Origin of the sequence: Psychrobacillus lasiicapitis, from assembly GCF_006861795.1 — a bacterium.
GTDB classification, from domain to species: Bacteria; Bacillota; Bacilli; order Bacillales_A; family Planococcaceae; genus Psychrobacillus; species Psychrobacillus lasiicapitis.
The window spans coordinates 247,050-270,964 of record NZ_VDGH01000005.1 but is presented as its reverse complement, the minus strand read 5'-3'; the positions used below and the strand labels follow the sequence as shown (position 1 = coordinate 270,964).

23 protein-coding genes are annotated in these 23,915 nt (G+C 37.1%); 19 read left to right on the top strand and 4 right to left on the bottom strand.

Annotated elements, in window-relative coordinates; all coding sequences use genetic code 11:
- Nucleotides 1-162 precede the first annotated feature (162 nt).
- Nucleotides 163-1,422, bottom strand: a complete 1,260-nt coding sequence (locus FG382_RS10415; protein WP_142538840.1) for a BaiN/RdsA family NAD(P)/FAD-dependent oxidoreductase — start codon at nucleotides 1,420-1,422, stop codon at nucleotides 163-165.
- A 345-nt stretch (nucleotides 1,423-1,767) separates the two neighbouring features.
- Here FG382_RS10415 and FG382_RS10410 point away from each other — a divergent pair, with 345 nt between their 5' ends.
- Entirely contained in the window at nucleotides 1,768-3,384 is a 1,617-nt protein-coding gene (locus FG382_RS10410) for a putative polysaccharide biosynthesis protein (RefSeq protein WP_142538839.1), read from the top strand.
- A gap of 9 nt (nucleotides 3,385-3,393) precedes the next feature.
- A complete protein-coding gene (locus tag FG382_RS10405; protein WP_142538838.1) occupies nucleotides 3,394-4,116 on the top strand; it encodes a pseudouridine synthase in 723 nt (240 codons plus the stop codon).
- A gap of 37 nt (nucleotides 4,117-4,153) precedes the next feature.
- Here FG382_RS10405 and FG382_RS10400 read toward each other — a convergent pair whose 3' ends face one another.
- Nucleotides 4,154-4,375 carry a DeoR family transcriptional regulator gene (locus FG382_RS10400; RefSeq protein WP_142538837.1) on the bottom strand — a complete coding sequence of 74 codons (222 nt, stop codon included), beginning with the start codon at nucleotides 4,373-4,375 and terminating at the stop codon, nucleotides 4,154-4,156.
- A gap of 299 nt (nucleotides 4,376-4,674) precedes the next feature.
- Between FG382_RS10400 and pepV the strand changes: the two genes are divergently transcribed.
- Genes pepV through FG382_RS10365 form a run of 7 tightly spaced genes read left to right on the top strand, consistent with a single transcriptional unit; the run spans nucleotide 4,675 to nucleotide 10,880 of the window.
- Nucleotides 4,675-6,084, top strand: a complete 1,410-nt coding sequence (pepV, locus tag FG382_RS10395; protein ID WP_142538836.1) for a dipeptidase PepV — start codon at nucleotides 4,675-4,677, stop codon at nucleotides 6,082-6,084.
- On the top strand, nucleotides 6,084-6,935 hold the full coding sequence (dat, locus tag FG382_RS10390) for a D-amino-acid transaminase (RefSeq protein ID WP_142538835.1): 852 nt from the start codon (nucleotides 6,084-6,086) through the stop codon (nucleotides 6,933-6,935). The genes pepV and dat overlap by 1 nt, the downstream gene beginning before the upstream one ends.
- Nucleotides 6,932-7,474 carry an RNA 2',3'-cyclic phosphodiesterase gene (gene thpR, locus FG382_RS10385; protein ID WP_142538834.1) on the top strand — a complete coding sequence of 181 codons (543 nt, stop codon included), beginning with the start codon at nucleotides 6,932-6,934 and terminating at the stop codon, nucleotides 7,472-7,474. Before dat ends, thpR begins: the two co-directional genes overlap by 4 nt.
- Nucleotide 7,475: 1 nt before the next feature.
- Entirely contained in the window at nucleotides 7,476-8,435 is a 960-nt protein-coding gene (locus tag FG382_RS10380) for a nuclease-related domain-containing protein (RefSeq protein ID WP_142538833.1), read from the top strand.
- A complete protein-coding gene (locus FG382_RS10375) occupies nucleotides 8,428-9,366 on the top strand; it encodes a diacylglycerol/lipid kinase family protein (protein ID WP_142538832.1) in 939 nt (312 codons plus the stop codon). The genes FG382_RS10380 and FG382_RS10375 overlap by 8 nt, the downstream gene beginning before the upstream one ends.
- A 4-nt stretch (nucleotides 9,367-9,370) precedes the next feature.
- On the top strand, nucleotides 9,371-10,012 hold the full coding sequence (gene trmB / locus FG382_RS10370) for a tRNA (guanosine(46)-N7)-methyltransferase TrmB (protein WP_142538831.1): 642 nt from the start codon (nucleotides 9,371-9,373) through the stop codon (nucleotides 10,010-10,012).
- Nucleotides 10,013-10,028: 16 nt separating this feature from the next.
- Nucleotides 10,029-10,880, top strand: a complete 852-nt coding sequence (locus FG382_RS10365; protein WP_142538830.1) for a YtnP family quorum-quenching lactonase — start codon at nucleotides 10,029-10,031, stop codon at nucleotides 10,878-10,880.
- A 415-nt stretch (nucleotides 10,881-11,295) separates the two neighbouring features.
- Here the strand turns inward: FG382_RS10365 and FG382_RS10360 are convergent, their stop codons facing one another.
- Complete coding sequence (locus FG382_RS10360; RefSeq protein ID WP_142538829.1) at nucleotides 11,296-11,607, bottom strand: hypothetical protein; 312 nt, start codon at nucleotides 11,605-11,607, stop codon at nucleotides 11,296-11,298.
- Between the two features lie 169 nt (nucleotides 11,608-11,776).
- On the opposite strand from FG382_RS10360, the gene FG382_RS10355 reads away from it, so the two are divergent.
- The 10 genes from FG382_RS10355 to FG382_RS10310 all read left to right on the top strand — a co-directional run bounded on the left by FG382_RS10355 (nucleotide 11,777) and on the right by FG382_RS10310 (nucleotide 21,670).
- On the top strand, nucleotides 11,777-12,850 hold the full coding sequence (locus FG382_RS10355; protein ID WP_142538828.1) for a M42 family metallopeptidase: 1,074 nt from the start codon (nucleotides 11,777-11,779) through the stop codon (nucleotides 12,848-12,850).
- A 47-nt stretch (nucleotides 12,851-12,897) separates the two neighbouring features.
- Nucleotides 12,898-13,419 (top strand): DUF84 family protein, encoded by a 522-nt coding sequence (locus tag FG382_RS10350; protein ID WP_142538827.1) that lies wholly within the window; start codon nucleotides 12,898-12,900, stop codon nucleotides 13,417-13,419.
- 63 nt (nucleotides 13,420-13,482) lie between these two features.
- Nucleotides 13,483-13,995, top strand: a complete 513-nt coding sequence (locus tag FG382_RS10345) for a hypothetical protein (RefSeq protein ID WP_142538826.1) — start codon at nucleotides 13,483-13,485, stop codon at nucleotides 13,993-13,995.
- Between the two features lie 12 nt (nucleotides 13,996-14,007).
- Nucleotides 14,008-14,319 (top strand): thioredoxin family protein, encoded by a 312-nt coding sequence (locus FG382_RS10340; protein ID WP_142538825.1) that lies wholly within the window; start codon nucleotides 14,008-14,010, stop codon nucleotides 14,317-14,319.
- A gap of 97 nt (nucleotides 14,320-14,416) precedes the next feature.
- A complete protein-coding gene (locus tag FG382_RS10335; protein ID WP_142538824.1) occupies nucleotides 14,417-15,232 on the top strand; it encodes a DUF1444 family protein in 816 nt (271 codons plus the stop codon).
- Nucleotides 15,229-15,834 (top strand): YtpR family tRNA-binding protein, encoded by a 606-nt coding sequence (gene ytpR, locus FG382_RS10330; RefSeq protein ID WP_142538823.1) that lies wholly within the window; start codon nucleotides 15,229-15,231, stop codon nucleotides 15,832-15,834. Before FG382_RS10335 ends, ytpR begins: the two co-directional genes overlap by 4 nt.
- Nucleotides 15,835-15,979: 145 nt before the next feature.
- Nucleotides 15,980-19,027, top strand: a complete 3,048-nt coding sequence (locus FG382_RS10325) for a DNA translocase FtsK (protein WP_170206492.1) — start codon at nucleotides 15,980-15,982, stop codon at nucleotides 19,025-19,027.
- A 136-nt stretch (nucleotides 19,028-19,163) separates the two neighbouring features.
- Nucleotides 19,164-20,465 (top strand): UDP-N-acetylmuramate--L-alanine ligase, encoded by a 1,302-nt coding sequence (gene murC, locus FG382_RS10320; RefSeq protein WP_142538822.1) that lies wholly within the window; start codon nucleotides 19,164-19,166, stop codon nucleotides 20,463-20,465.
- Nucleotides 20,466-20,611: 146 nt separating this feature from the next.
- The gene (locus tag FG382_RS10315; RefSeq protein WP_142538821.1) at nucleotides 20,612-21,076 is read left to right on the top strand and encodes a DUF948 domain-containing protein; all 465 of its coding nucleotides are present in this window, start codon (nucleotides 20,612-20,614) and stop codon (nucleotides 21,074-21,076) included.
- Nucleotides 21,077-21,091: 15 nt separating this feature from the next.
- On the top strand, nucleotides 21,092-21,670 hold the full coding sequence (locus tag FG382_RS10310) for a YtxH domain-containing protein (RefSeq protein WP_142538820.1): 579 nt from the start codon (nucleotides 21,092-21,094) through the stop codon (nucleotides 21,668-21,670).
- 41 nt (nucleotides 21,671-21,711) lie between these two features.
- On the opposite strand, the gene FG382_RS10305 is transcribed toward FG382_RS10310, so the two are convergent.
- Nucleotides 21,712-23,847, bottom strand: a complete 2,136-nt coding sequence (locus FG382_RS10305) for a cell division protein FtsA (RefSeq protein ID WP_142538819.1) — start codon at nucleotides 23,845-23,847, stop codon at nucleotides 21,712-21,714.
- Nucleotides 23,848-23,915: the final 68 nt, after the last annotated feature.

Sequence of the window (23,915 nt, the reverse complement as noted above, 5' to 3'; positions counted from 1 at the left end):
ATTCAGTATCGACTTCACTGAAAGCAACCAATTTTACTCCGAAAGCAACTAAATCTGTATGAGAGCAACCAAATTGTCATGGAAAGCAACCATTTCTTAAAATAACAAGTTTAGTTGGGGTGAGACTCCGATAACTACCGCACAGTTTCTCTATATTGCTTATTAATTATAGGATAGTGCAGCACTCATACCTGCAATTTTCCCAGTTACAAGAGCGGATGTAATATTATAACCACCTGTATATCCGTGAATATCTAAAATTTCCCCACAGAAATAAAGTCCTGCTTTTTTCTTAGAAGCCATTGTTTTCGGTTCAATTTCTTTAATAGATACGCCACCACCTGTTACAAATGCTTTATCGAGAGGCTGTGTACCATAAACGTCCACCGTAAATTGTTTCAGCTGATGTGCAAGTTCTCTTATTTTATCGTGCGCTAGGTTTTGCCCATCTTCGCTTTCCTGGATACCCGCACGCTGAAGCAAGAATAATAACCATCTTTCCGGCACAATCCCTTTCCAAACATTTTTCACCGCTTTTTTGGGATCCTCTTTGATGGAAGAAAGAAGAGATTGGAAGGTCTGCTCTTCGTTTTGATCGGGTAAACTATCGATGCGAATTTGAACAGGCTGTCCGCCATTTTTCTTTTGTTCTTTTACAACGAATTGGCTACAACGCAAAATGGCTGGCCCGCTTAAGCCGAAATGGGTAAATAGCATGTCCATTTGATGGGTAATAATCGGTTTACCATTTTTCTTCAGTACAGAAACGGCAACATCTCGTAGTGCAAGACCTTGAAGATCTTTCGATTTAATAAAAGACTCGCTTGATAGTAAAGGAACTTCTGTCGGATAGAGATCCGTAACTGTATGTCCAGCTTTTTCAGCCCAAGGATAGCCGTCACCAGTGGATCCAGTTTGCGGAACTGCTTTTCCTCCGACTGCAACAACAACAGCTGGTGCAACAATTTCTTCACCTGTACTAAGGCGGACGCCAATTACTTTTTCGTCATTCATTAACAGCTTTGCAACTGGGGAATTTAATTTAATTTCTACATGTAATCTTTCTAATTCATCAAGTAATGCATTTACAACATCCATTGCCTTATTAGAAACTGGAAACATTCTTCCGTGATCTTCTTCTTTTAAGGCGACCCCAAGATTTTCAAAAAACGCAATAATATCTTCATTATTAAAAACGGAGAAGGGACTGAATAAAAAACGTCCATTTCCCGGGATATTTTTGACTATTTCTTCTTGAGGAAGTCGATTGGTTACGTTACAGCGTCCTCCACCAGAAATAGCAAGTTTTTTACCGAGTTTCGATCCTTTTTCAATAAGTAATACTTTTTTCTTTTCTGCTCCAGCAGCTGCAGCGGCCATTAATCCTGATGGACCCCCACCGATTACAATAACGTCATACATAATTAGTTCACACTTTCACTTTTTTCTTTATTATACACGATTGTAGTTTTCATGAGACAGATGTAAACTGTAGTGTAGACAATTTAACTTCATTCAGCAATATTTTCTTGCACAGAAGCAAAAAATAACTACTGAATAAAGTTAAAGCCTCCGGCGGATGCCACAGATTATAGAAAATATCTCGAGCGAGCTTAGGCCTTCGTGATGCAGGCAATTAAGCATTTGTCAAGGATGAGAAGTTATTAGGCTAACTTCTTTACATAATCTGGGCAACACTGTTTTCTGCGACGAGCTTGAGAAGGAGCAAATACGTCGAGGCGAATTTGATAGGATTGGGCGGGTTTGATGGCTTCGAATTTATTAAAAGGGACAATGATTTTGACAGTTGGTCTCTTGTTATCAAGAATTTTGGGTGTACTATATGTTATTCCTTTTTACCAAATCATTGGGGAAGATTATGTAGCACTATACCAATACGCATATGTACCGTATTCCATTATGCTAGCGATTGCTGTTTCTGGAGTGCCAATCGCTGTTTCTAAGTTTGTTTCAAAATATAATGCGCTTGGGGATTATGCAACTGGTCGAAAATTAGTAAAGTCCAGTATGCTACTGATGATGGGTACAGGAGTTTTAGGGTTTATCATTTTATTTGCAATGTCGGAACCGATAGCTCATCTCATCATTAAAGATGATGAGGCACTGTTTACTGTAGAAGATGTAGCAACCGTTATTAAATATGTAAGTTTTGCGGTTATTGTTGTACCTGTCATGAGTTTAATCCGAGGATTTTTCCAAGGGTATCAACATATGTCTCCTACAGCAGTTTCACAGTTATTTGAGCAAATTGTACGTATTCTGTTTGTACTAGCAGGCGGATTTATGGTCGTTTATATTTTCAAAGGTTCTGAAAAAACCGCGATTTCTTTTGCAGTGTTTGCTGCGTTTTTAGGGGCGATTGCAAGTTTAATCGTTTTATATTGGTATTGGAAAAAATTAAAGCCAGAGTTTAATGGATTGCTCAATTCGAGTGGTAAAATGACTTCTGATGTTTCACTTACAAATATTTATAAAGAGATGCTGATTTACACCATTCCATTTGCTTTAGTCGGTGTTATCAATCCATTATTCCAATTTATCGATATGATTACATTTAACCGAGCAATGTTGAAAATAGGTATTAATGGAGAAATTTCCAACACATTACTTGGAATGCTCAACTTTTCCACACACAAATTAGTAATGATCCCTGTAATGCTAGCAACAGGATTTTCCATGACGTTAATTCCGTTAATCACAAGTTATTACGCTAAGCAAGATTTTGGCCAAGTAAGAAAATCATTAGACCAAACTTTTCAAATATTACTATTCCTAACTGTACCAGCTGCAATGGGAATTTCCGTTTTAGCGAATGAATTTTACTTAGTGTTTTACGAGCAAAGTGAAACAGGGGCGACAGTGCTTGCTCATTATGCACCTGTAGCTATATTATTTGCGCTTTATCCAGTGACAACAGCGATTTTGCAAGGGATAGATCGTCAAAAACTTATTATATTGAATTTGTTAATAGGTATATTAACAAAGCTTGTATTAAATACGCCACTCATTAAAGCGTTTGAAACAGACGGTGCAATATTGGCTACCTCATTAGGTTATATTGTAGCAATAGGGTTAAATATGTTTGCGATTCGAAAAACTTTACATTACAAATCAACGATGGTATTTAGAAGAATTCTATTAATCGTTGTGGTAAATGTAGCTATGTTAATGCTTGTATTCCTTTCCAAATGGGGTATTGAAAAAATGGTCATGATTGATCATAAGCTGGAAGCGTTAGTAGTCATCTTCGTTTGTGCTTCCATCGGTGCTGCTTTTTATGGATATGTGACATTGCGATTAGGTCTTGCACAAAAACTCTTTGGAGAAAGACTCACAAAATATACGAAAAAAATTGGTTTTTAGGAGAACGATATGCGATTAGATAAATTTCTAGCTCATACGGGCTTTGGAACAAGAAGAGAAGTTAAGCTATTGATCAAGTCAAAGGCAATTCAAGTAAATGAAGTTACTGTAAAGGATAGTTCCATGCATGTAAATGAACATAGCGATAGAGTATCTGTTTACGGGGAAGTGATAGAATATAAACAGTTCATTTATTTAATGTTAAATAAACCAGCAGGCGTTGTATCTGCAACAGAAGATACAAGGGATAAAACCGTCATCGATCTATTGGATGATGATGTGCGACATTTCGAACCTTATCCAGTCGGGAGGCTGGATAAGGATACAGTGGGGCTGCTCTTGCTTACAAATGACGGTGCATTAACGCATCGTTTGCTGTCGCCAAACAAAGAGGTGCCTAAAGTATACTTTGCTAAAGTGCAAGGTATTGTTAACGAGACTGATATAGAAGCTTTTAAAAATGGAGTCACATTAGATGACGGCTATCATACTAAACCCGGATTACTGCAAATTTTAAAAAGTGGGTCCATTTCTGAAATTGAATTAACAATTACAGAAGGGAAATTTCATCAAGTTAAAAGAATGTTTGAAGCAGTAGGGAAGAAGGTAGTCTACTTAAAAAGACTTTCAATGGGTACCCTTAAGCTAGATGAGTCACTTGTAGAAGGGACTTATAGGGAATTAACAGAAGAAGAATTAGAGCAAATACAGCAAAAGAATGACCTCGCTTAAATTTTGAGCATGGTCATTCTTTTCATATTGAAGCTATCTAAGATGTTAATTTAACGCGTTTGTTCGTCGTGGTCCATTTGCCTCTTGTTGGACTAATAACTAAGTCATTAAAAGCAAGCACATTCAAATCTCGCTGAATGGTGCGAGGAGTGATGCCAAATTCATCGACTAAGTCTTGTGTTGTAACAGTTCCGTTATCTCGGATGAACATGTACATGTCTTTAATTCGATTGAGCATCCGATCAGTAGTAGGTTTCATGAGTAACCACTCCTTCATCATCATATCTCTTGGCTAGACTAGCGGACGACATGGGTGAAAAGCAACTAGATAATTGCAATTTACAGCCCCTTTACTATATTGGTAGTCAATAGTATTATCTGACAATTTAATTATAGTAGATTTTCTACCAAATTTCTATCAAAACAAATTAATTTACAAAGATTTAATATAAAAATCTGAAAGTACAGGCATTCATAAGTTATAAATTTTTTTAAAAGACGTCCTGTTAAAATAAGTGTAAAATAGCTATATACATTAATCGTAGAGGTGGTTGTCTTATGAACTGGCTAAAACTTGCAGAAGAAAAGAAAGAAGAAATAATTACAGAGTTACAAAAGCTTATTCAAATCCCAAGTGTGCTACAAAAAGATCTAGCTACAGATGACATGCCTTTCGGTCCAAAACCTTTAGAAGCATTACAACATATGCTGCGTGAAGGAGAACAAGCCGGTTTTACAACAAAAAATGTAGATAATATGGCTGGACATATTGAAATGGGCGAAGGTGAAGAAATTCTAGGTATTCTTTGTCATGTAGATGTAGTACCAGAAGGAAATGGCTGGACTTACCCACCATTTGAGGGCATCGTGGCGAACGATCGAGTATACGGCCGAGGTGCTATAGATGATAAAGGACCAACCATTGCCGCATGGATGGCGATGAAATTAGTAAAAGAATCTGGAATTGAGCTTTCTAAAAAAGTGCGCATGATTATTGGAACGGACGAAGAAAGTGGCTTTCGTTGCGTAGATCGCTATTTTCAAAAAGAAGAAATGCCTACAATTGGGTTTGCTCCGGATGCGGATTTTCCAATTATTAATGCAGAAAAAGGAATTGCCAGTTTAATATTTACGCAAACAGGTTCCCCTGAAACAGAAACAATTCAGTTCTTCCAAGCTGGAAAACGAACAAATATGGTACCGGATGAAGCTTTTGCCTTTGTATTTGGTGGACTAATTACGATTAAAGAAAAGTTTGATGTTTTTGCAAAAGAACATGGCATTACCGGGGAAGTTGCTCCTCAAGGTCCCACGGTAAAAGTATTAGTCCACGGAAAATCTGCACATGCTATGGAACCGGATGAAGGAGTTAACGCAGCAATCGTACTTGCGAAATTTTTACAAACGATTAATTTAACCGATCATTCGAAAGCTTTTGTAGACTTTTTAGTTGAAGGCTTCGGAGAAGATAGCAGAGGACATAATCTCGCTTTAAACTTTACGGATGAGATTTCAGGCGATACTACGCTTAATCCTGGGGTTATTCACTATGCCCCAGAACAAGGATCATGCACGCAGGTAAGTATGCGTTATTCTGTTACGTATCCTTTTGAAAAAAAGCTTGCTGCTTGTCGAGAAGTACTGAAGCAAATGAGCATTACACTAGATTTAGGTTCTAATTCTGCTCCGCATCATGTCGATGAAAAGGATGAGTTAATCCAAACATTGCAAAAAGTATATAAAAGAAATACTGGAGAAGAAGCTAAGCTTCTATCCATTGGTGGAGGGACATATGCACGTGTACTCGATAAAGGGGTGGCGTTCGGTATGCTTTTTCCGGGTAGAAAAGATGTTGCGCACCAACTAGATGAATATGTGGATATTGAAGATTTGATAAAAGCTACAGCAATTTATGCGGATGCAATCGTTGAACTTGCAGGTAAAAATATAGAAGCGGGTGAAAAATAATGGATAAAATTTTATGGAATGACGAAATTATAAACGAAGAAGACGTGAAAATTGGATTTGAAGACCGAGGTTATCAATTCGGTGATGGAATTTACGAAGTAATTAAAATTTATAACGGCAATGTATTTACAGCAACAGAGCATATTGATCGTTTATATGCAAGTGCCGACAAAATTCAACTAGTGATTCCGTACACAAAAGACGTTATGCACAAGATGCTCCATGAACTAATCGAAACAAACGAAGTAGAGAATGGTCATATATATGTTCAAGTTACACGTGGTATAAGTCCGAGACAGCATAATTTTCCAAATCCTGCTGTGGAATCCGTTTTAACAGCATATACAAAAGAAACGACACGCCCATTCGCTCAGCTAGAGAACGGGGTAAAAGCGTGTTTTGTAGAGGATATTCGATGGCTCCGTTGTGATATTAAGTCGCTTAACTTACTTGGTAATGTACTCGCTAAACAAGAAGCAATTAGTAAAGACTGCTATGAAGCAATTCAGCATCGTGGAGAGATCGTCACAGAGGGATCTTCTTCGAATGTGTATGGCATAAAAGACGGTGTGCTTTATACACATCCGGTAAGTAACTTAATATTAAATGGTATTACAAGAAAAGTGATTTTAGATTGTTGCGAAGAAATCGGATTAAAAGTTGTTGAAGAAGCGTTTACGAAAGATCAAGCATTGGCTATGGATGAAATGATTATGTCCTCTACGAATGCAGAGGTAATGCCGATCATTTCACTTGAAGGGCAACTAATCGGAGAGGGTAAACGTGGGGAATGGACGGAAAAACTGCAACAAGCATTTGAACACAAAATCCCATCTTCTATTGGTGTATGAAACAACATTACTTTATCGGTATTAAGGTTCCCGAGCATATTGCAAAAGTAATTGTAAATGAGCGTGATAATACAAATGTGCACCAAACACATAAAACTTTGCCAGTTGCAGAGGACTTACATATCACGCTCTTTTACTTAGGGCATGTGGAACCGAATGTTTTAGCAACGATAGCGCAACGTTTACGAGATATTCAGTGGGAAGAGTTCAAACTAACAACAAGTGGTCTATCCCATTTTGGAAATGCACAAACACCTCGCGTAATATATACGGCTATAGAAAACAGCGAGTATTTGCATGATTTACACCAGCAAATTGTGCAACAATTATCTAAAGTCATCGAGCTAAACAACATAAAAGAATTTCGGGCTCATATTACTATTGCTAAAAAATGGGCAGAAACGAACGACTTGCATACAAAAGATTTTCAATTACCAAAAATGAGTTTTGATGTTTCTCATTTCTCCATTTTCCAGATTAATAACAATCGTTCCCCTCGTTATGAGGAAATTGTTTGTATACAGAATAGTGGGGTGTAGAATGGCTCAATTAGTAAAGCTACAGGATTATGTTTCACGTTACGAAAAAGATTTGAAAAGATACCCGACTCAATTTATTCGATTGAAAAAACAACAATGGGAGCGCACGAAAGAAGCATTCGAAAAAGGGGCATTCCATAATAATTGGATGGAAGCAGAAGAGGAAAAAATAGAGGAACCAGAGAAAAAATCTATTTTTTCTAAACTGTTTTATCGGAATAAGGAAGAAAATCAGGAAATAGAAGAGGCAATTACTATCTCGGATGAGCCCACTCCTCTTTTTTTTGAACCCAAAATTGTTTATGAACCACAGACAAAAGAAGATTTAAAACGAATGTATTTGGATCAGCTTTTTCATTTTCAATTAAAATGGGCAAGTTCCACTTTACGTGAAAAGTCGTATGTGGATCCAAAATTTATGCGAGATACTTTATTAAGATCGTTTATGCAGACGCTGCCGGATAATTATTTTTTATTTTATTATCCTATTTTAAAGTTAAAAAAAGCCCCAATAGAATTGGATATTATGCTTGTTTTGCCAACGGAAATCGTTTGTATCGTCATGCTAGAAGGCCAAAATTTAGATGCATTTATCGGTAGCGGGGACCGTTTTTGGATAAGAAAAAGTGGAAAAGAAGAGAAAAAGGTATTAAGTCCAATGCTTAATATTAATCGTATGGAATCTATCTTATTGCAAGTTTTTAAAAAAGAAGAAATAGATTTACCAATTAGAAAAGTTATTCTATCAAGGAATGGATATATCGACTATCCTGGTTCTTCTTATAATGTCCAATTTATCGATAGCAGGACATATGAAGAATGGTTTGCATCGTTAAAAAACTCTCCATCTCCTATGAAACATATGCAGTTTAAAGCTGCACAAGCTATTTTGAATTTAGTGCAAACTACTTCCTATTCAAGGTCTTCTTGGGATTTAGATAGTGAGGAGAAAGATGAATAACATTGTTTTTATCGTCAATGAGCATGCTGGCAATGGACGCGGAAAAAAGATTTGGATGAAATGGAAAGAAGCCATTACTTTTCCTTATACGTTTGTGTTAACGGAGCGAAGTGGACATGCGACAGAAATTGCGAGAGGCTATGCTACATCGAGTAAAGATGAGTTATTGATAATTGCTGTTGGCGGGGATGGGACGGTCCACGAAATCATTGTTGGAGTGACAGGATATAATCATGTTCGTGTTGGTGTCATTTCTGCTGGAAGTGGAAATGATTTCGGCCGAACATTTTCTGTTTTTAAAACGACTGAGCAATTAAATAAGTACGTACATAGCAACTATGAATCAGTGAAAATGGATCTAGCTTTGTTAACTATTGGTCATGATTCATACCCAGTAGTGAATAATGCTGGTTTTGGTTTTGATGCGAAAGTTGCTTATTCTGTGAACCATTCTACATGGAAAAAACGATTAAATACAGTTGGTTTAGGTAAGTTAACTTACATTATATACCTTATAAAAGAGTTATTTACATTCAAGCGTTTTTCTTTCACTTTACATACAGAAGACAAAATGGTAACGTATGACGATGTTTGGTTTATTGTGGTGTGCAATCAACCCTATTTTGGTGGAGGGATGAAGATATCTCCTTTATCAAAACCAAATGATCAATTAATTGAAATGACCGTTGTGTACAAGCTGGCAAGATGGAAATTATTATTTATATTTAGTACCGTGTTTTTTGGAAAACATACAAAATATAAAGAAGTCATTCAGTTTCAAGCGAAAAACTATACAATATCCATGCATGACAAAGTTTACGGACATGTAGATGGGGAATTTTCTTGTATAACAGAGGAAAACCACTCTTATATATTTACGGTCATATCAAAAGCTTGGAATTTAGCAAAACATATAGAAAAAGGAGTTTAACGTAATGAGGTTAAGACATAAACCATGGGCAGATGAATTTATAAATAGCCACCCTGAAATTGTTATTCCAAATCCAGAAGAGTTGAAAGGGAATTGGGAGTCCGAATTCAAAAATGATTATCCGCTTCATATTGAAGTAGGTACAGGAAAAGGTCAGTTTATTACAGGAATGGCAAAACAAAACCCGGATATTAACTATATAGGAATAGAGCTTTATGATAGTGTAATTGTTTCCGCGGTTGAAAATGCAATTGCTGCAGGCTCTCCATCAAATTTACGCTTACTAAAAGTAAATGGTGCCGATTTAGAAAAGTACTTCGAGAAAAACGATGTAGACCGCGTGTATTTGAATTTTTCTGATCCGTGGCCAAAAATTAGACATGCGAAAAGACGTTTAACGCATGAAGGATTTCTGAAACTATATGAATCTATTTTAGTAGACAATGCGGAAATTCATTTCAAAACGGATAATCGCGGTTTATTTGAATACTCTTTAATTAGTATGTCGGCTTATGGTATGTTAATAAAAGATGTTTCACTCGATTTGCACGCAAATATGCCTGAAGATAATATTATGACGGAGTATGAAGAGAAATTTTCTGCAAAAGGGCAGCCGATTTATCGAGTTGAAGCAAAATTCGTATAAAAGGGGACAAGGGAGAATGGATACGTTTCAATTTCACGACATGTCTTTAACTTGGTTAAAAGGCGGGACAACACATATGGACGGGGGTGCCATGTTCGGTGTTGTACCAAAACCATTATGGGAGAAGAAATATCCTGTCAATGAAAAAAATCAAATCGAATTAGCGTCCGATCCATTATTCATCCAGCACAAAGGACAAAATATTTTACTAGAAGCAGGAATCGGTTATGGAAAATTTACAGACAAGCAACTACGAAACTATGGAATTTCAGATCAATCTCAGGTGGAAGACAATTTAGCACAACTTGGTGTTCTCCCAGAAGAAATCGATATAGTGATCATGACACATTTACATTTCGATCATGCGTGTGGCTTAACTAAATGGGTAGAGGACAGGCTTGTCTCCAGTTTTCCAAATGCGAAAATTTATGTATCGGACGTCGAATGGAATGAAATGAAAAACCCAAATATCCGTTCCCGAAATACATATTGGAAAGAAAATTGGGAGCCAATAGAAGATCAAGTAGTGACATTTACAGAATCTATAGAAGTAGTAGATGGGATTGAAATGATCCACACTGGTGGTCACAGTGACGGACATAGTATTGTGCTGTTTAAGCAAAACGATGAGACGATTATTCATATGGCGGATCTCATGCCTACAAATGCCCACCAAAATCCACTATGGGTATTGGCTTATGATGATTATCCGATGACTTCTGTTTTTGCAAAAGAAAAGTGGGTAAATGAGGCATTACAATCTAATTATTGGTTTAGCTTTTACCATGACGTTTTTTACCGATTAGTGAAATGGTCTGAAGATGGAAAAGAGATAGTAGATAAATTAGAGAGAACGAATGGCTTTTAAAATGAAGTTTAATAAAAACAGCTTATGGTTTATATAATCATAAGCTGTTTTTATTTATGGATGGAGCCCTATAAGTCAAGTAGCATTAGGAGCGGCATGTTTATATTTTAATTGTTGTATAGGGATACTGTGCGGTAGAGAGTTGAATGAAGTGGACGATTGGATTTCCGCTACAGGGCGGACGCTTTCCGCCGGCTTGGCTTCAGACGCTTCCCTTGCTCCTGCGCAAGCTCGTCGCAAAAGTAAATTTCGCTACACTCAGTCCAGGGTCTTCAGCATTTTAGGAACAAAGGCTAAGAACGCCACATCGTGTGGCAACGCCTTCGAGGCCAACATCGACAAGAGAATGGAAAAAGCCAAGAAGGAAGTAAACATATTACTTCTTACTTGGCTTTAGTTATGTTAGTTTTTTGTCTTACATTTTTACCAATTCTACAACCGTACCAGTTTTTGCATCTGCTGCAAATTCAAACTGCTCAAGTTCTCCATCTCTCATGCGGGAAATGCCGCCTTTGTATACGTTCGTTTGAATAGCCTCTTTTTTAAATGGCTCTGGGTTCATTAAAATCCATGACCCATCAATTGGTCCCTCTTCTTTAAATGCTGTTTTTATATCTTTTAGAACGAGTTCGGCAGATCGATTATTCATTTTGTTAGCGGCTTGACTTGCGATAATTCCAATAGCAATTCCAGTACCTAAACCCATCATATAATCTTTTAGTTTCATCGTTATCTTCCTCCAGTCCTTTTTTTTAGTGTATCACACATCCGGTGTCGTTTAAATTATTCGATATTCGAAGTTTAATTGTAGTAAAGTAATGCATCTTTTATTACAATAGAAGTGGAATCTTTATTGAAAAATATATTTTTACATAAGCTTTAGGAGGCTTTTTTATATGAATGAAGAAACGCGTTCACTATTTAAAACGTTAACAGAATTACCAGGTGCACCTGGCAATGAACATGCAGTTCGTGCATTTATGCGTAGCGAGCTGTCGAAATATTCCGATGAGATTGTGCAAGATAATCTAGGTGGTATTTTCGGTTTAAAAAAAGGGAATGCAAATGGACCTAAAATATTAGTAGCCGGTCATATGGACGAAGTTGGTTTCATGGTATCCGGTATTACTGACAACGGAATGATTCGTTTTCAACCACTTGGAGGTTGGTGGAGCCAAGTTCTACTTGCGCAACGTGTGGACATTGTAACAAAAGAAAAAACAATTCCTGGTGTAATTGGTTCCATTCCTCCTCATTTACTAAGCGATGAAATACGCAACAAGCCGATGGATATAAAAAATATGCTCATTGATGTTGGTGCAGACGATAAAGAAGATGTGGCGCGCATGGGGATTAAACCAGGAGATCAGATCGTTCCCGTTTGTCCGTTTACACCAATGGCTAATGATAAAAAAATCATGGCAAAAGCTTGGGATAATCGCTATGGCTGTGGACTTGCAATTGAACTATTAAAAGAAGTACAAAACGAGCAATTACCGAATATGCTTTATTCCGGTGCAAATGTAATGGAAGAAGTCGGCTTACGTGGGGCACAGGCTTCTGCAAATATGATTAAACCAGACCTATTCTTTGCATTAGATGCTAGCCCTGCAAATGATGCTTCTGGCAATAAAAATGAATTTGGTCAACTTGGAAAAGGGACACTTTTACGTATTTTTGACCGTACAATGGTTACGCATCGCGGTATGCGAGAATTTGTATTGGATACAGCAGAAACACATGATATCCCTTACCAATACTTCATCTCCCAAGGTGGTACGGATGCAGGTCGAGTGCATACATCCAATGAAGGGATTCCAAGTGCTGTAATTGGTATATGCTCACGCTATATTCACACATCATCTTCTATCATTCATACAGATGACTATGCAGCAGCAAAAGAATTACTAGTAAAACTAGTAAAAGCATGTGACCAAACTACATTAGAAACGATTAAAGCAAACGTATAAAAAAGATGCCCTCGAGGCATCTTTTTTTGGAAATGGAGAATAAGTTGATGAAAATATACATAGGAACTAATAATAAAGCTAAAACAAAAGCAGTGCAAACAATTGCGAGTCTATATTATCCGGATGCCAGTTTTGTAAATAAGGAAGTAGATTCCTTCGTATCTGCACAGCCAATGAGCAATGAAGAAACGAGACAGGGAGCGATCAATCGAGCAAAACAGCTAATAGGTCAGCAGGATACCTTATTTGGAATTGGGTTAGAAGGAGGGGTACAAGAAATAGACGGCATCCTATATATTTGTAATTGGGGTGCGCTTGTCGTAAATAATGGAGACATATTTACCGCAACAGGAGCAGGTATTCCTTTGCCGGACGAAGTTGCCGAAAAGTTACGTGCTGGGGCGGAACTTGGACCAGTAATGGACGTCTATACAAATAGGAAAGGAATTCGCCACGCAGAAGGAGCAATTGGTGTATTTACGGACGGTCTTATAACAAGGAGTATGATGTTCGAACATATTATGTACCTTCTAATAGGACAATATGAGCTTTCCAGGAAGTTGTTGTAGTTGCATGTAAGGTAAATCATCGTTAAAATATATAGCAGTTATGCTGTGAATGGAGGAAAGTAAATGACTCGAAATTGGATGCGATTTCTTTTCGTGTCGCTAGCTGTCATTTTATTAGTTGGATGCTCTTCCATCGAAGATGAAGTGGAAGATGGTATAGAAAATGCTAAGTTAGTTTTTCAAAGTGATGCTGAAAAACCGAATGAAAAAATAAACAATATGAAATTATTTATCCCTAGTGGTTTTTCGATAGAAGATGAGCCTGATGAAACAAATATTATTCTTTCAAAAGGGAAAGATTCCTATATATTATTTCTCAACCCTAACGAATTACCAGGTAGTCGATTATATTATGATTTAATGATGGCAGACACTAATTTAAATATAGTAGAAGAAAAGACATTTGAACAAAATGGTCGATTTGGTTTTGTAGCGATTCTTGAAAATAGTGAAGAGAAATACGAGCTCATTACTAGTATTGGTGGTATCAAACTGTCAACGATTTCTAAACAACAAGATATTGCAGGCAATTTGGAAAAAATGATGACAATTGTTCGATCTATCACGACAAACTAAAGGAGAATTTATATGCAAAATTTAACTTCCATAGAACAATTTGAGCAGTTAAAACAAGAGGAAAAGGTAGTTTTCAAATTTACAGCGAATTGGTGTCCGGACTGCCATTTCATTGACCCTTTTATGGGAGAAATAGAAGACAAATTTTCAAGTTTTACATTTGTGTCTGTAAATCGAGATGAATTTATCGACTTATGTGGCCAGTTAGATGTGTACGGGATTCCAAGTTTTATCGTTTTCGAAAATGGTGTGGAAAAAGGTCGTTTTGTTAGTAAAGACCGTAAAACAAAAGAGGAAATTGAATCATTTCTTCAAACGATGTAAAACATTCAAACGGTTCACTCCTAGTGGACCGTTTAAATTTTTTCAGCCAACATTTACACCGAGGCCTAATGGATTGAATGGAAAGGAAAGATTTACTGTGAAAGCATTAGAACTAATAAGAGTATTAAAAACAAAACTATCAGAAGAGATATATACGTATGATTATAATCGCGAGACAAATAAACTTCGATTGACATATAAGGAGATAGGAAAAGGAATTGATATTTCCATACCTCCTATATTAGCTAAATACGAAACGAAAAAGGATCAAGCAATCGAAGAAGTAGTCTACACGATTCATCACACATTTTTAGCGATGGAAAAAGAAAAAGCGGGAGAGATTGATCCAGCTTCTTCTGTTTATCCAGTTATTCGTTCCACCTCATTTCCTTTGAAGTCGAATGAGGGAAATAAATTTATCACAAAAGACCATACTGCAGAAACACGTATTTATTATGCGATAGACTTGGGAAGCACCTATCGTTTACTAGATGAAAAAATGTTAGCTGCTTGGAACATTCGGGAAACAGAAATTCGCGAAAGAGCATTATTCCAAGTTAGAAACTTAGAAACAAATTATAAAAAAGATGTCGTAGCGGACAACACATTCTATTTCTTCAATAATAATGATGGATATGATGCTAGTCGTATGTTAAATGAATCACTTCTTCGAGATATGAAAAAAATAATTGTTGGAGATATGACTGTTTCTGTACCCCATCAAGATGTTATGATTATTGGTGATATAAGAAATGAAACAGGGTACGACGTTCTAGCTCAAATGACGATGCATTTCTTCACAGTTGGAACAGTGCCCATTACTTCATTATCTTTTATATATGAAAATGGAGATTTAGAGCCGATCTTTATCATGGCGAAAAATCGAGTAACAAAGGAGAACGAAGACAAATGAATATTTTTTACAATGAAGTTGGCGTAGGGGATGTACTTTTAGTACAAGTAACACCTGAAAAAGTAGAAAAAGTAGTGACGGAAACAAAAGGTGACGTTACGCTTGTGAGAGATGCAAAAACAAATGAAGTATTAGCGATCAATATTTTTAATTTTAGCAAATATGAAAAAATCGAAACAACAGGCAATGTGGAGCTTACAGAAGCGTTTGTTGAAAAAGTGCAGCAAGCTTTACATACAAATGGGGCAGACTACCAATTAGAAGTGGATTTATCACCTAAGTTTGTCGTTGGTTACGTAGAATCATTAGAGCAACATCCAAATGCAGACAAATTAAAAGTTTGCCAAGTAAATGTTGGGGAAACAACATTACAGATCGTATGTGGGGCTCCTAATGTGGATGCAGGACAAAAAGTAGTTGTCGCAAAAGTGGGAGCAGTGATGCCTTCTGGTATGGTTATCAAAGATGCAGAGCTTCGTGGAATTGCTTCTAGTGGAATGTTATGTTCTGCAAAAGAATTAGCATTACCAAATGCTCCTGAAGTGAAAGGTATATTAGTTCTAGACGAAAACGCCGAAATAGGAACTGCCTTTGAATCATAAGGCATACTCTTGTTATCGGTAATTAGCTAATTTCTATCAAAATATGAAAAAGCATGCCATTCTGGTGTGCTTTTTTATTATATAAGGGGACGTATACCGTTTTTATTGGTAAAATAGAATGTATCTATTAGAAAGAGTGATGAAATTGAATTGGTTTAAAAAACTATTTGGACTTAATGAAGAAGAAAATAGAGAAGAAATCGAAGTAGTAGAGAAAACGGTTTCGACTACACGATCAAAAACACCATTCCGCTTTCCGTTAATCCCTGATGATGAAAAAAATGAAACGGTATATGAGCAACAAAACGAAGAGAAAACGATGCAAGAGCCTTTTATAGAAAAACCATTAACAGAAGAAGAACAGCTGTATAAGCCTTTGTACACGCAGGAGAAATGGCAACAAAGGAAGCAACCGACAATCATTCACCGTTCAGACAAGACTATAGTGGATGATACGCCAGCAATTTTGAGGAAAAAAAGAGGATTTACACCATCAGAAGTGCCTTCACCTGTATATGGGTTTTCCAAGAAAAGTAGAGGAACTTCCAATTCCAATAACAAATCAGTCGTAGATAATGCTCCGATACGCACCATTCAAGAAACATGGCAGCAACGAAAAATACAGAAAGTAGAACAACGTGTAGTTAAAAATACAACGGATGATATTATTACGACAGCAAGTAAAAAAAGGGCATTTACGCCAACAGAGGTACCATCACCGATTTATGGCTTTTCTAAAAATCGAGAAAAGCAACTACCTATTGAAAACACAGTAGAACCAGAAGTGAAAACAACAAAATTGACCAGAGTGGAAACACCTCTAACTAGCATTCCACAGCATCAGAAGAAAGAAGAGTTCGCATCAACGATTAGAAAGATAGAAGAGTCTGTACTAACAATAGAACAAGAAGTATTGGAAGCAAAATCTGAGATACTTGAAGAAAAAACAGAAGTACAGGAAATTCAACCGGAAGTACTGGAAGAGAAACCGGAAGTACCGGAAGAGAAACCAGAAGTACAAGAAGTTCAACCGGAAATACCGGAAGAGAGACCAGAAGTAGAGGAAGCTCAACCGGAAGTACCAGTGGAAAAACCAGAAGTACAAGAAGTTCAACTGGAAATACCGGAAGAGAGACCAGAAGTAGAGGAAGCTCAACCGGAAGTACCAGTGGAAAAACCAGAAGTACAAGAAGTTCAACCGGAAATACCGGAAGAGAGACCAGAAGTACAGGAAGTTCAAGCAGAAGTACCGGAAGAAACACTAGAGTTACTAGATGCAAAACCTGTTGCACCGGAAGTAATAAAAGAAGAAACACAAGAAAATAGAGAAGTGCAAGAAGAAAAATCAGAACTACTAGTTGAAAAAATGGAAATAAACCCAAAAGTTCAAAAAGAAAATATCCGACCTTTTAATGTATTGATGCTGAAATCAGATAAACAACATATGGAAAAGGCAATAATCAAAAAAGAGGAAAAAGCAGAAGAGCCAATCATGATAGAAGCTTCAAGGACTCTAGCTCCACAAGAAATTGCTTCCGAAGAAACTGCAGCGTCATTACCGGAAGAACAACCATTAGCTGTATTGGAACATGCAAGGGAAGAGGAATTAGAAGTTAAAAAAGAAAATATTCGTCCGTTTAATGTTCTAATGTTGAAATCAGATAATCAAAAGATGAATAGACTAAATATAAATAATATACAACAAAAGCCTATAGAGAAAATTGATGTAGCTGAAACCACTCCAATTGAAAATGAAGAGCAAGTGGAGCAGGAAATTGTTCTATCTAATTACACGACACCATCATTCAGTTATTTGCTCCCTCCCGAAATGAAAGATGAAGATAAAGAGTGGATGGAAGAACAGGCATATACATTAGTAGAGGCATTATCCCATTTCCAAGTAACAGGTGAAATTGTTCAAATGGTTCAAGGACCAGCCGTCACACAGTTTGAGTTGACGGTAGGTCATGGGACGAAGGTAAGTAAGATTCGCAATTTAGCAGATGATTTGAAATTAGCACTTGCTGCAAAGGATATACGTATTCAAGCACCAATTCCGGGAAAAAGATCGATTGGTATTGAAATACCTAACCGGACATCGCGAGCAGTTCGCATTTCCGAAGTGCTTAATACGGACGTTTTTGTACAATCGGATTCACCACTTGAAGCTGCGCTTGGACTTGATCTTACTGGAAAACCGGTAACTCTAGATTTACGGAAAATGCCGCATGGCTTAATAGCAGGAGCAACAGGATCGGGGAAATCAGTATTTATTAACTCTTTACTTGTTAGTTTGTTGTATAAAGCAACACCTGAGGAAGTAAAATTACTATTAATCGATCCTAAAATGGTAGAGCTGGCTCCTTTTAATCATATTCCGCATTTGATAAGTCCGGTCATTACAGATGTAAAAGCTGCAACTGCAGCACTTAAATGGGCTGTTGAGGAAATGGAGCGTCGCTATCAGCTGTTTGCGCATATTGGCGTTCGTGATATTAGCAGATACAACGCACTTGCAACGGAAAAAAGAAAATTTGCTCAAAAACTTCCATACATCGTGATTGTGATTGATGAGCTTGCGGACTTAATGATGATGGCTCCTGCAGAAGTGGAAGATGCTATTTGTCGCATTGCACAAAAAGCGAGAGCATGTGGTATTCATTTAGCTTTAGCTACTCAGCGTCCATCTGTAGATGTTATTACAGGGCTTATTAAAGCGAATATTCCTACACGTATTGCTTTTTCTGTCTCTTCTCAAATTGATTCACGTACGATTTTAGATCAACAAGGAGCCGAACGTTTATTAGGTAAAGGAGATATGCTGTATCAAGGAAATGGCATGTCCAGTCCTGTTCGCATACAAGGTACTTATGTAACTGACGATGAAATCGAAGCGATTATCGAATATGCGAGAAGTCAAGGGACTCCTGACTATATATTTGAACAAGAGGAATTGTTGCAAAAAGCAGAAACATCTGAGCAAGATGATCTATTTGAAGAAGCATGCCGCTTTATCGTAGAGCAAGGATCTGCTTCGACTTCTTTGTTACAGCGTAAATTTCATATTGGATATAACCGGGCTGCAAGGCTAATAGATGCCATGTATGAGTGTGGTTATATTTCGGAGCAAAAAGGTAGTAAAGCAAGAGATGTGTTACTTACTAATGATAGTTTAGATCAAATATTTAGTTAATATTGTTTATTAAATGTATGGATGAAAAAATGATATAATGGGGAGTACGTCTACGCATATAAATGATAGATGAAAGTAACAATGGATTAACTAGTGGTGTATTTAAGCGGGGATAGCCCCAGGAGGTTTACAACGTATGACAAAGTATCATTTTACAGGTATCAAAGGCTCTGGAATGAGCCCATTGGCACAGATATTACATGATGTAGGAAATGAGGTACAAGGCTCTGATATTGAGAAATATTTCTTTACAGAAAAGCCTTTACATGAAAGAAATATAAATGTGTTGTTATTTGATGAAGCAAATATTGATGAGGGGATGACAATTATTGCAGGAAATGCTTTTCCTGATAGTCACCCTGAGCTTATAAAAGCAAAGGAACTAGGTTTGGAAGTCATTCGTTACCATAACTTTTTAGGTGACTATATGAGCCGATTTACTTCCATTGCAGTAACAGGTGCGCATGGCAAAACGTCTACAACTGGATTGCTTTCTCATGTTTTAAGTGGGTATGCACCTACTTCTTTTTTAATCGGTGATGGCACTGGAAAAGGAGAAAAGGATGCAGCGAACTTTGTTTTTGAGGCATGTGAATATCGTAGACATTTTTTAGCCTACAGTCCGGATTATGCGATCATGACCAATATTGACTTTGATCACCCAGATTATTTCCAAGATATTGAGGATGTATTTAATGCATTTCAATCCATGGCGATGCAAGTGAAAAAAGGAATTATCGCTTGTGGCGACGATGTCTATCTACAAAAGATTAAAGCACCGGTACCAGTAGTCTATTATGGTTTTGGAGAGCATAATGATTTCGCAGCCCGAAATATCGAAAAAACAACAGAAGGAACCTCTTTTGATGTATTTGTACGAAATGAATTCTATGAGCGCTTTACGATTCCTTTGTTCGGGGACCACGCTGTGTTAAATTCACTTGCAGTTATCTCTTTATGCCATTATGAAGAAGTTCCAGCGGATATTATCCAAAAAGGACTAGAAACATTTGAAGGTGTGAAAAGACGCTTTACTGAAACGATTATCGGCGACCGTGTTATTATTGATGATTATGCCCATCATCCAACAGAAATTAAAGCAACGATTCAATCAGCGCAGCAAAAATATCCTAAACGAAAAATTGTTGCGATATTTCAACCACATACATTTACAAGAACGAAAAAGTTTTTGCATGAATTTAGCGATAGTCTTAGTTTAGCCGATCAAGTCTATTTATGTGATATTTTCGGTTCTGCTCGAGAAAACGCTGGGGAATTGTCCGTTCAAACACTTGCAGATTTAATCGAAAACAGTCATATTTTACATGAAGAGACGGTAGATCAATTACTTGGCTATGAAGAGGCGGTTTATCTTTTCATGGGAGCTGGAGATGTACAAAAATATCAGCAAGCTTTCGAAGAAAAACTAAATAGCTGAAAAAAATGCTTAATCCTTTAGTGATTAAGCATTTTTTTAAAGGATATTTGAAAGAAACGTAGTATAGTAATATAGAGAAAGAAGTTTAATTTTATTCTTTTAGGGTAAAAATGTTATAGGTCAATGAAAAAAGGGGAGAAGACAAAATGGAAAATCTTTTATACATAGCTGCTATCATAGCTGCAGTTGCATTTTTAGTGCTCTGTATAAGTCTAGCTGTTACATTGTTTTCAGTTAAAAAGACTTTAAATAATGTTGCGGACACTTTAGATGGACTTGATACAAATCTACAAAATGTTACAAAGGAGACAGCGGAACTTCTTCATAAAACGAATGGATTAGCGGAAGATATCCAAGAGAAGTCTGAAAAACTAAATACAGTTGTCGATGCTGTAAAAAATGTAGGAACTTCTGTAAATGGCTTTAACCATTCTATCCAGCGTCTAACAACTTCTGTTACATCTGAGGTAGCAAAGAACGAAGAGAAAATAGCACAAGTTGTCCAGTGGAGTAATGTAGTATTAGGAATACGAGATAAATGGAAAGAAAGAAAAGAGTTAGAGCAAGCGGGTTATCATACTTACGAACAGAATAAAAATTCAAACTTATAAATTGGAGGAATTCAGATGAGCAATCACGAAACAAAAAAACCAAATTATAACGAAGCATCTTATAATCATGAATATTATGCGAACCAAACATCGTATGATAGACAAGCAACTCCAAATTACCCAGCAGTACCTTACTACAACGAAACAAGAGATAATGTATATCGAGAAGAAGAAGTAAATGGGAAGGATTTTATCATTGGAGTATTCATCGGTGGTATTATCGGCGCTGCGACTGCATTATTGTTAGCTCCTAAAACGGGATCTGAGCTTCGTGGTAACCTTTCTACGCAAGCAGGACAATTAAAAGAAAAAACGTTAGATTTATCTTCAACTGCTAAAGAGAAGACGTCACAAATCTCGAAGCAACTACAAGAGCAATCCGGCCAATTAGTTGATAAAGTAAAATCTATTAAAGGGCAACCAACATCTCCTTTAGACGATGGTACTGCTTCCTATGAAGGTGAAGAACCTATGGATTATATGGAGACCATTTCGAATACAACAGACGAGGTAACTGCAGAACAAGAAGATACTACAGCAGTTGCAGAGGCGCTAAAAGAAGCGGTCGTAGGTACTGATAACTCGAATAAATAATAAAAAACGAAACGAGCATCGACTCGTTTCGTTTTTTTATATTACTTGAGGATTATTTCTAATAGATCCCCACCAAAAATTTCTTCGTCAAATCTAGAGGGCTGTCCATTTCTAATAATTTGAAACGAACTGGCACCTTCTGGCATATTCCAATTCGTAAAACGGAATACATCCTGGAAAATCCACGGAGAATGGTTTTCCTGCTTCCATTGAAGACTTGTTCCGCTTGGTATATAATCCATAGGCGATACCCTCTTCTCTCCAATTGTTACAACCGCACATTCTCTCGTTAGCTCGACTGCTTCTCCTTGGAAAGTAACTGTAATATGTTCCGTCAATTTCTTATCCAATTGATTAGCGAGTTGTTGCAAAGTCGGAGGATTCGCAGCACCTACTTCTAGGACATCATTGTCTTGAACCGGATACGTAAGCTTTACTATGTTTCCGTTTAACAATAATTTCGATGACAGGTCCGGTATATAATGATTTTTATCGTTAATCGTAACCGAATAAGGAGACAACTGGGCGATATAATGTTCTTTTCGAAGAGCATGTAAAACTTGTTCCACTGTTTGTGGCGTATCGACTGTTATTTTGTCTCTTTCTTTTAATGCAGTGTCAATAGAAATTGCTTTTCCATTAACTTTTACAGTAGGTTCAACTGTATGTGAAACGCCTTGAAAATAGATCGTTTTGACAGAAGCATTATCGATTAAATCACGGACAGAAGCGGAACCCTCTTTTCCGTTCTCGCCTTCTAATATTTCAATAATATCTTTATTTTTTATCACTTCTTTTGTATTAGTTTTTAGTCCATTTAACATAATTACAGCTGGTTTCCCATGTTCACCTGGAATATGTATCGGTTGCCCATTTACTTCTACGGAAAGGGCTGCTCCTGGTTTGCCGTATAACTGGCGCGTAGGGATATTCGCTGCAAGCAGTGCATCCCCTACAGTCATTTCTTTTAGCTCAAATAGGCGAACGACTTGGTTATTAACTTTTACCGACATATATTGTATTGGTGCACGTTTTGCTGCAATTGCAATTCCGATCGGTGTAACTAGTTCAGGAGATACAGGAATATGTGCTTCTTTTGTTAAACTTTGAATAGCATCAATTCCTCGGACTGCCACACGATTTGCAGGTAGATTTAGTTTATCAGCTAGAATTGTGGTAAGGGAAGGGGTTAAGCTTCCTCCACCGACTAGCATGACGGCTTTCGTTGATCGGTTATTATTCAGCCGGAGAATTTCAGTTGAAATGGATGTGGCTAGTTCTAATATTGCCGGTTTAATTGCTGCTATCATTTCTTCTTTTGGAATGTTTTGCTCGAATCCTAAGATATCTTGTATTGGTATAAAATCATTCGTATTAATCGCTCTTTTTGCATCTTCTGCAAGTGGAAAATCGAGTAAGAAATGGTCACTTAATGCTTCTGTAATTTCATCCCCTGCATTTGGAACCATTCCGTATGCAACAACGGTACCAAAGTCGGTAATTGCAATATCGGAAGTTCCAGCGCCAATGTCTACCAGGGCTACATTAAGTCTCCGCATAGTGGGAGGGATTAGTACATTGATCGCTGCAATAGGCTCTAATGTTAAAGCTTCCATTTCTAAATTAGCTCTCTTTAAAGCAGAAAGTAATGATTCGACAACTACTCGTGGCAAAAAGGTTGCGATTACTTCTATAGATGCTTCACGACCTTGTTGGTCTACCAAACTACCGATTTCCTCACCATCTAATCGGTAGTATAAAACACTATATCCAACACAGTAATAATGGCTCGATTCCGTTTCAGTGTCGTTTTGTACAATATTATTTTGTGCCTGTTGAACGGCTGCAAGCTCTAGTCGGCTTATATCATCCTCTGAAAAGATAGGTCTATTTTTAATATCCAGTTTAACCTCTGCTTGTTCTGTTTTTAATGCGCGTCCTGCTGCTGCAACACTTACTTTCTCAAGTGGACCATGTTTTTCCTCGAGTTGTTTTTTGATCGATTGGATTACTTCCGCCACTTTCAATACATTATGTATTTGCCCGTCGACCATTGCCCGTTCTTTATGTTCCTCGACTAATATATCGACAACATGAAAGGTCTCATTGCGCTCTTCTAGTATAATTCCAACTACAGATCTTGTTCCTATATCTAATGCAAATAACTTAGATGCCAATTTCCCACGTCCTTTTTCAGGCAAATACTTTAGCGAGTTGAATCGCTAAAATAAAAATGCGTGACATT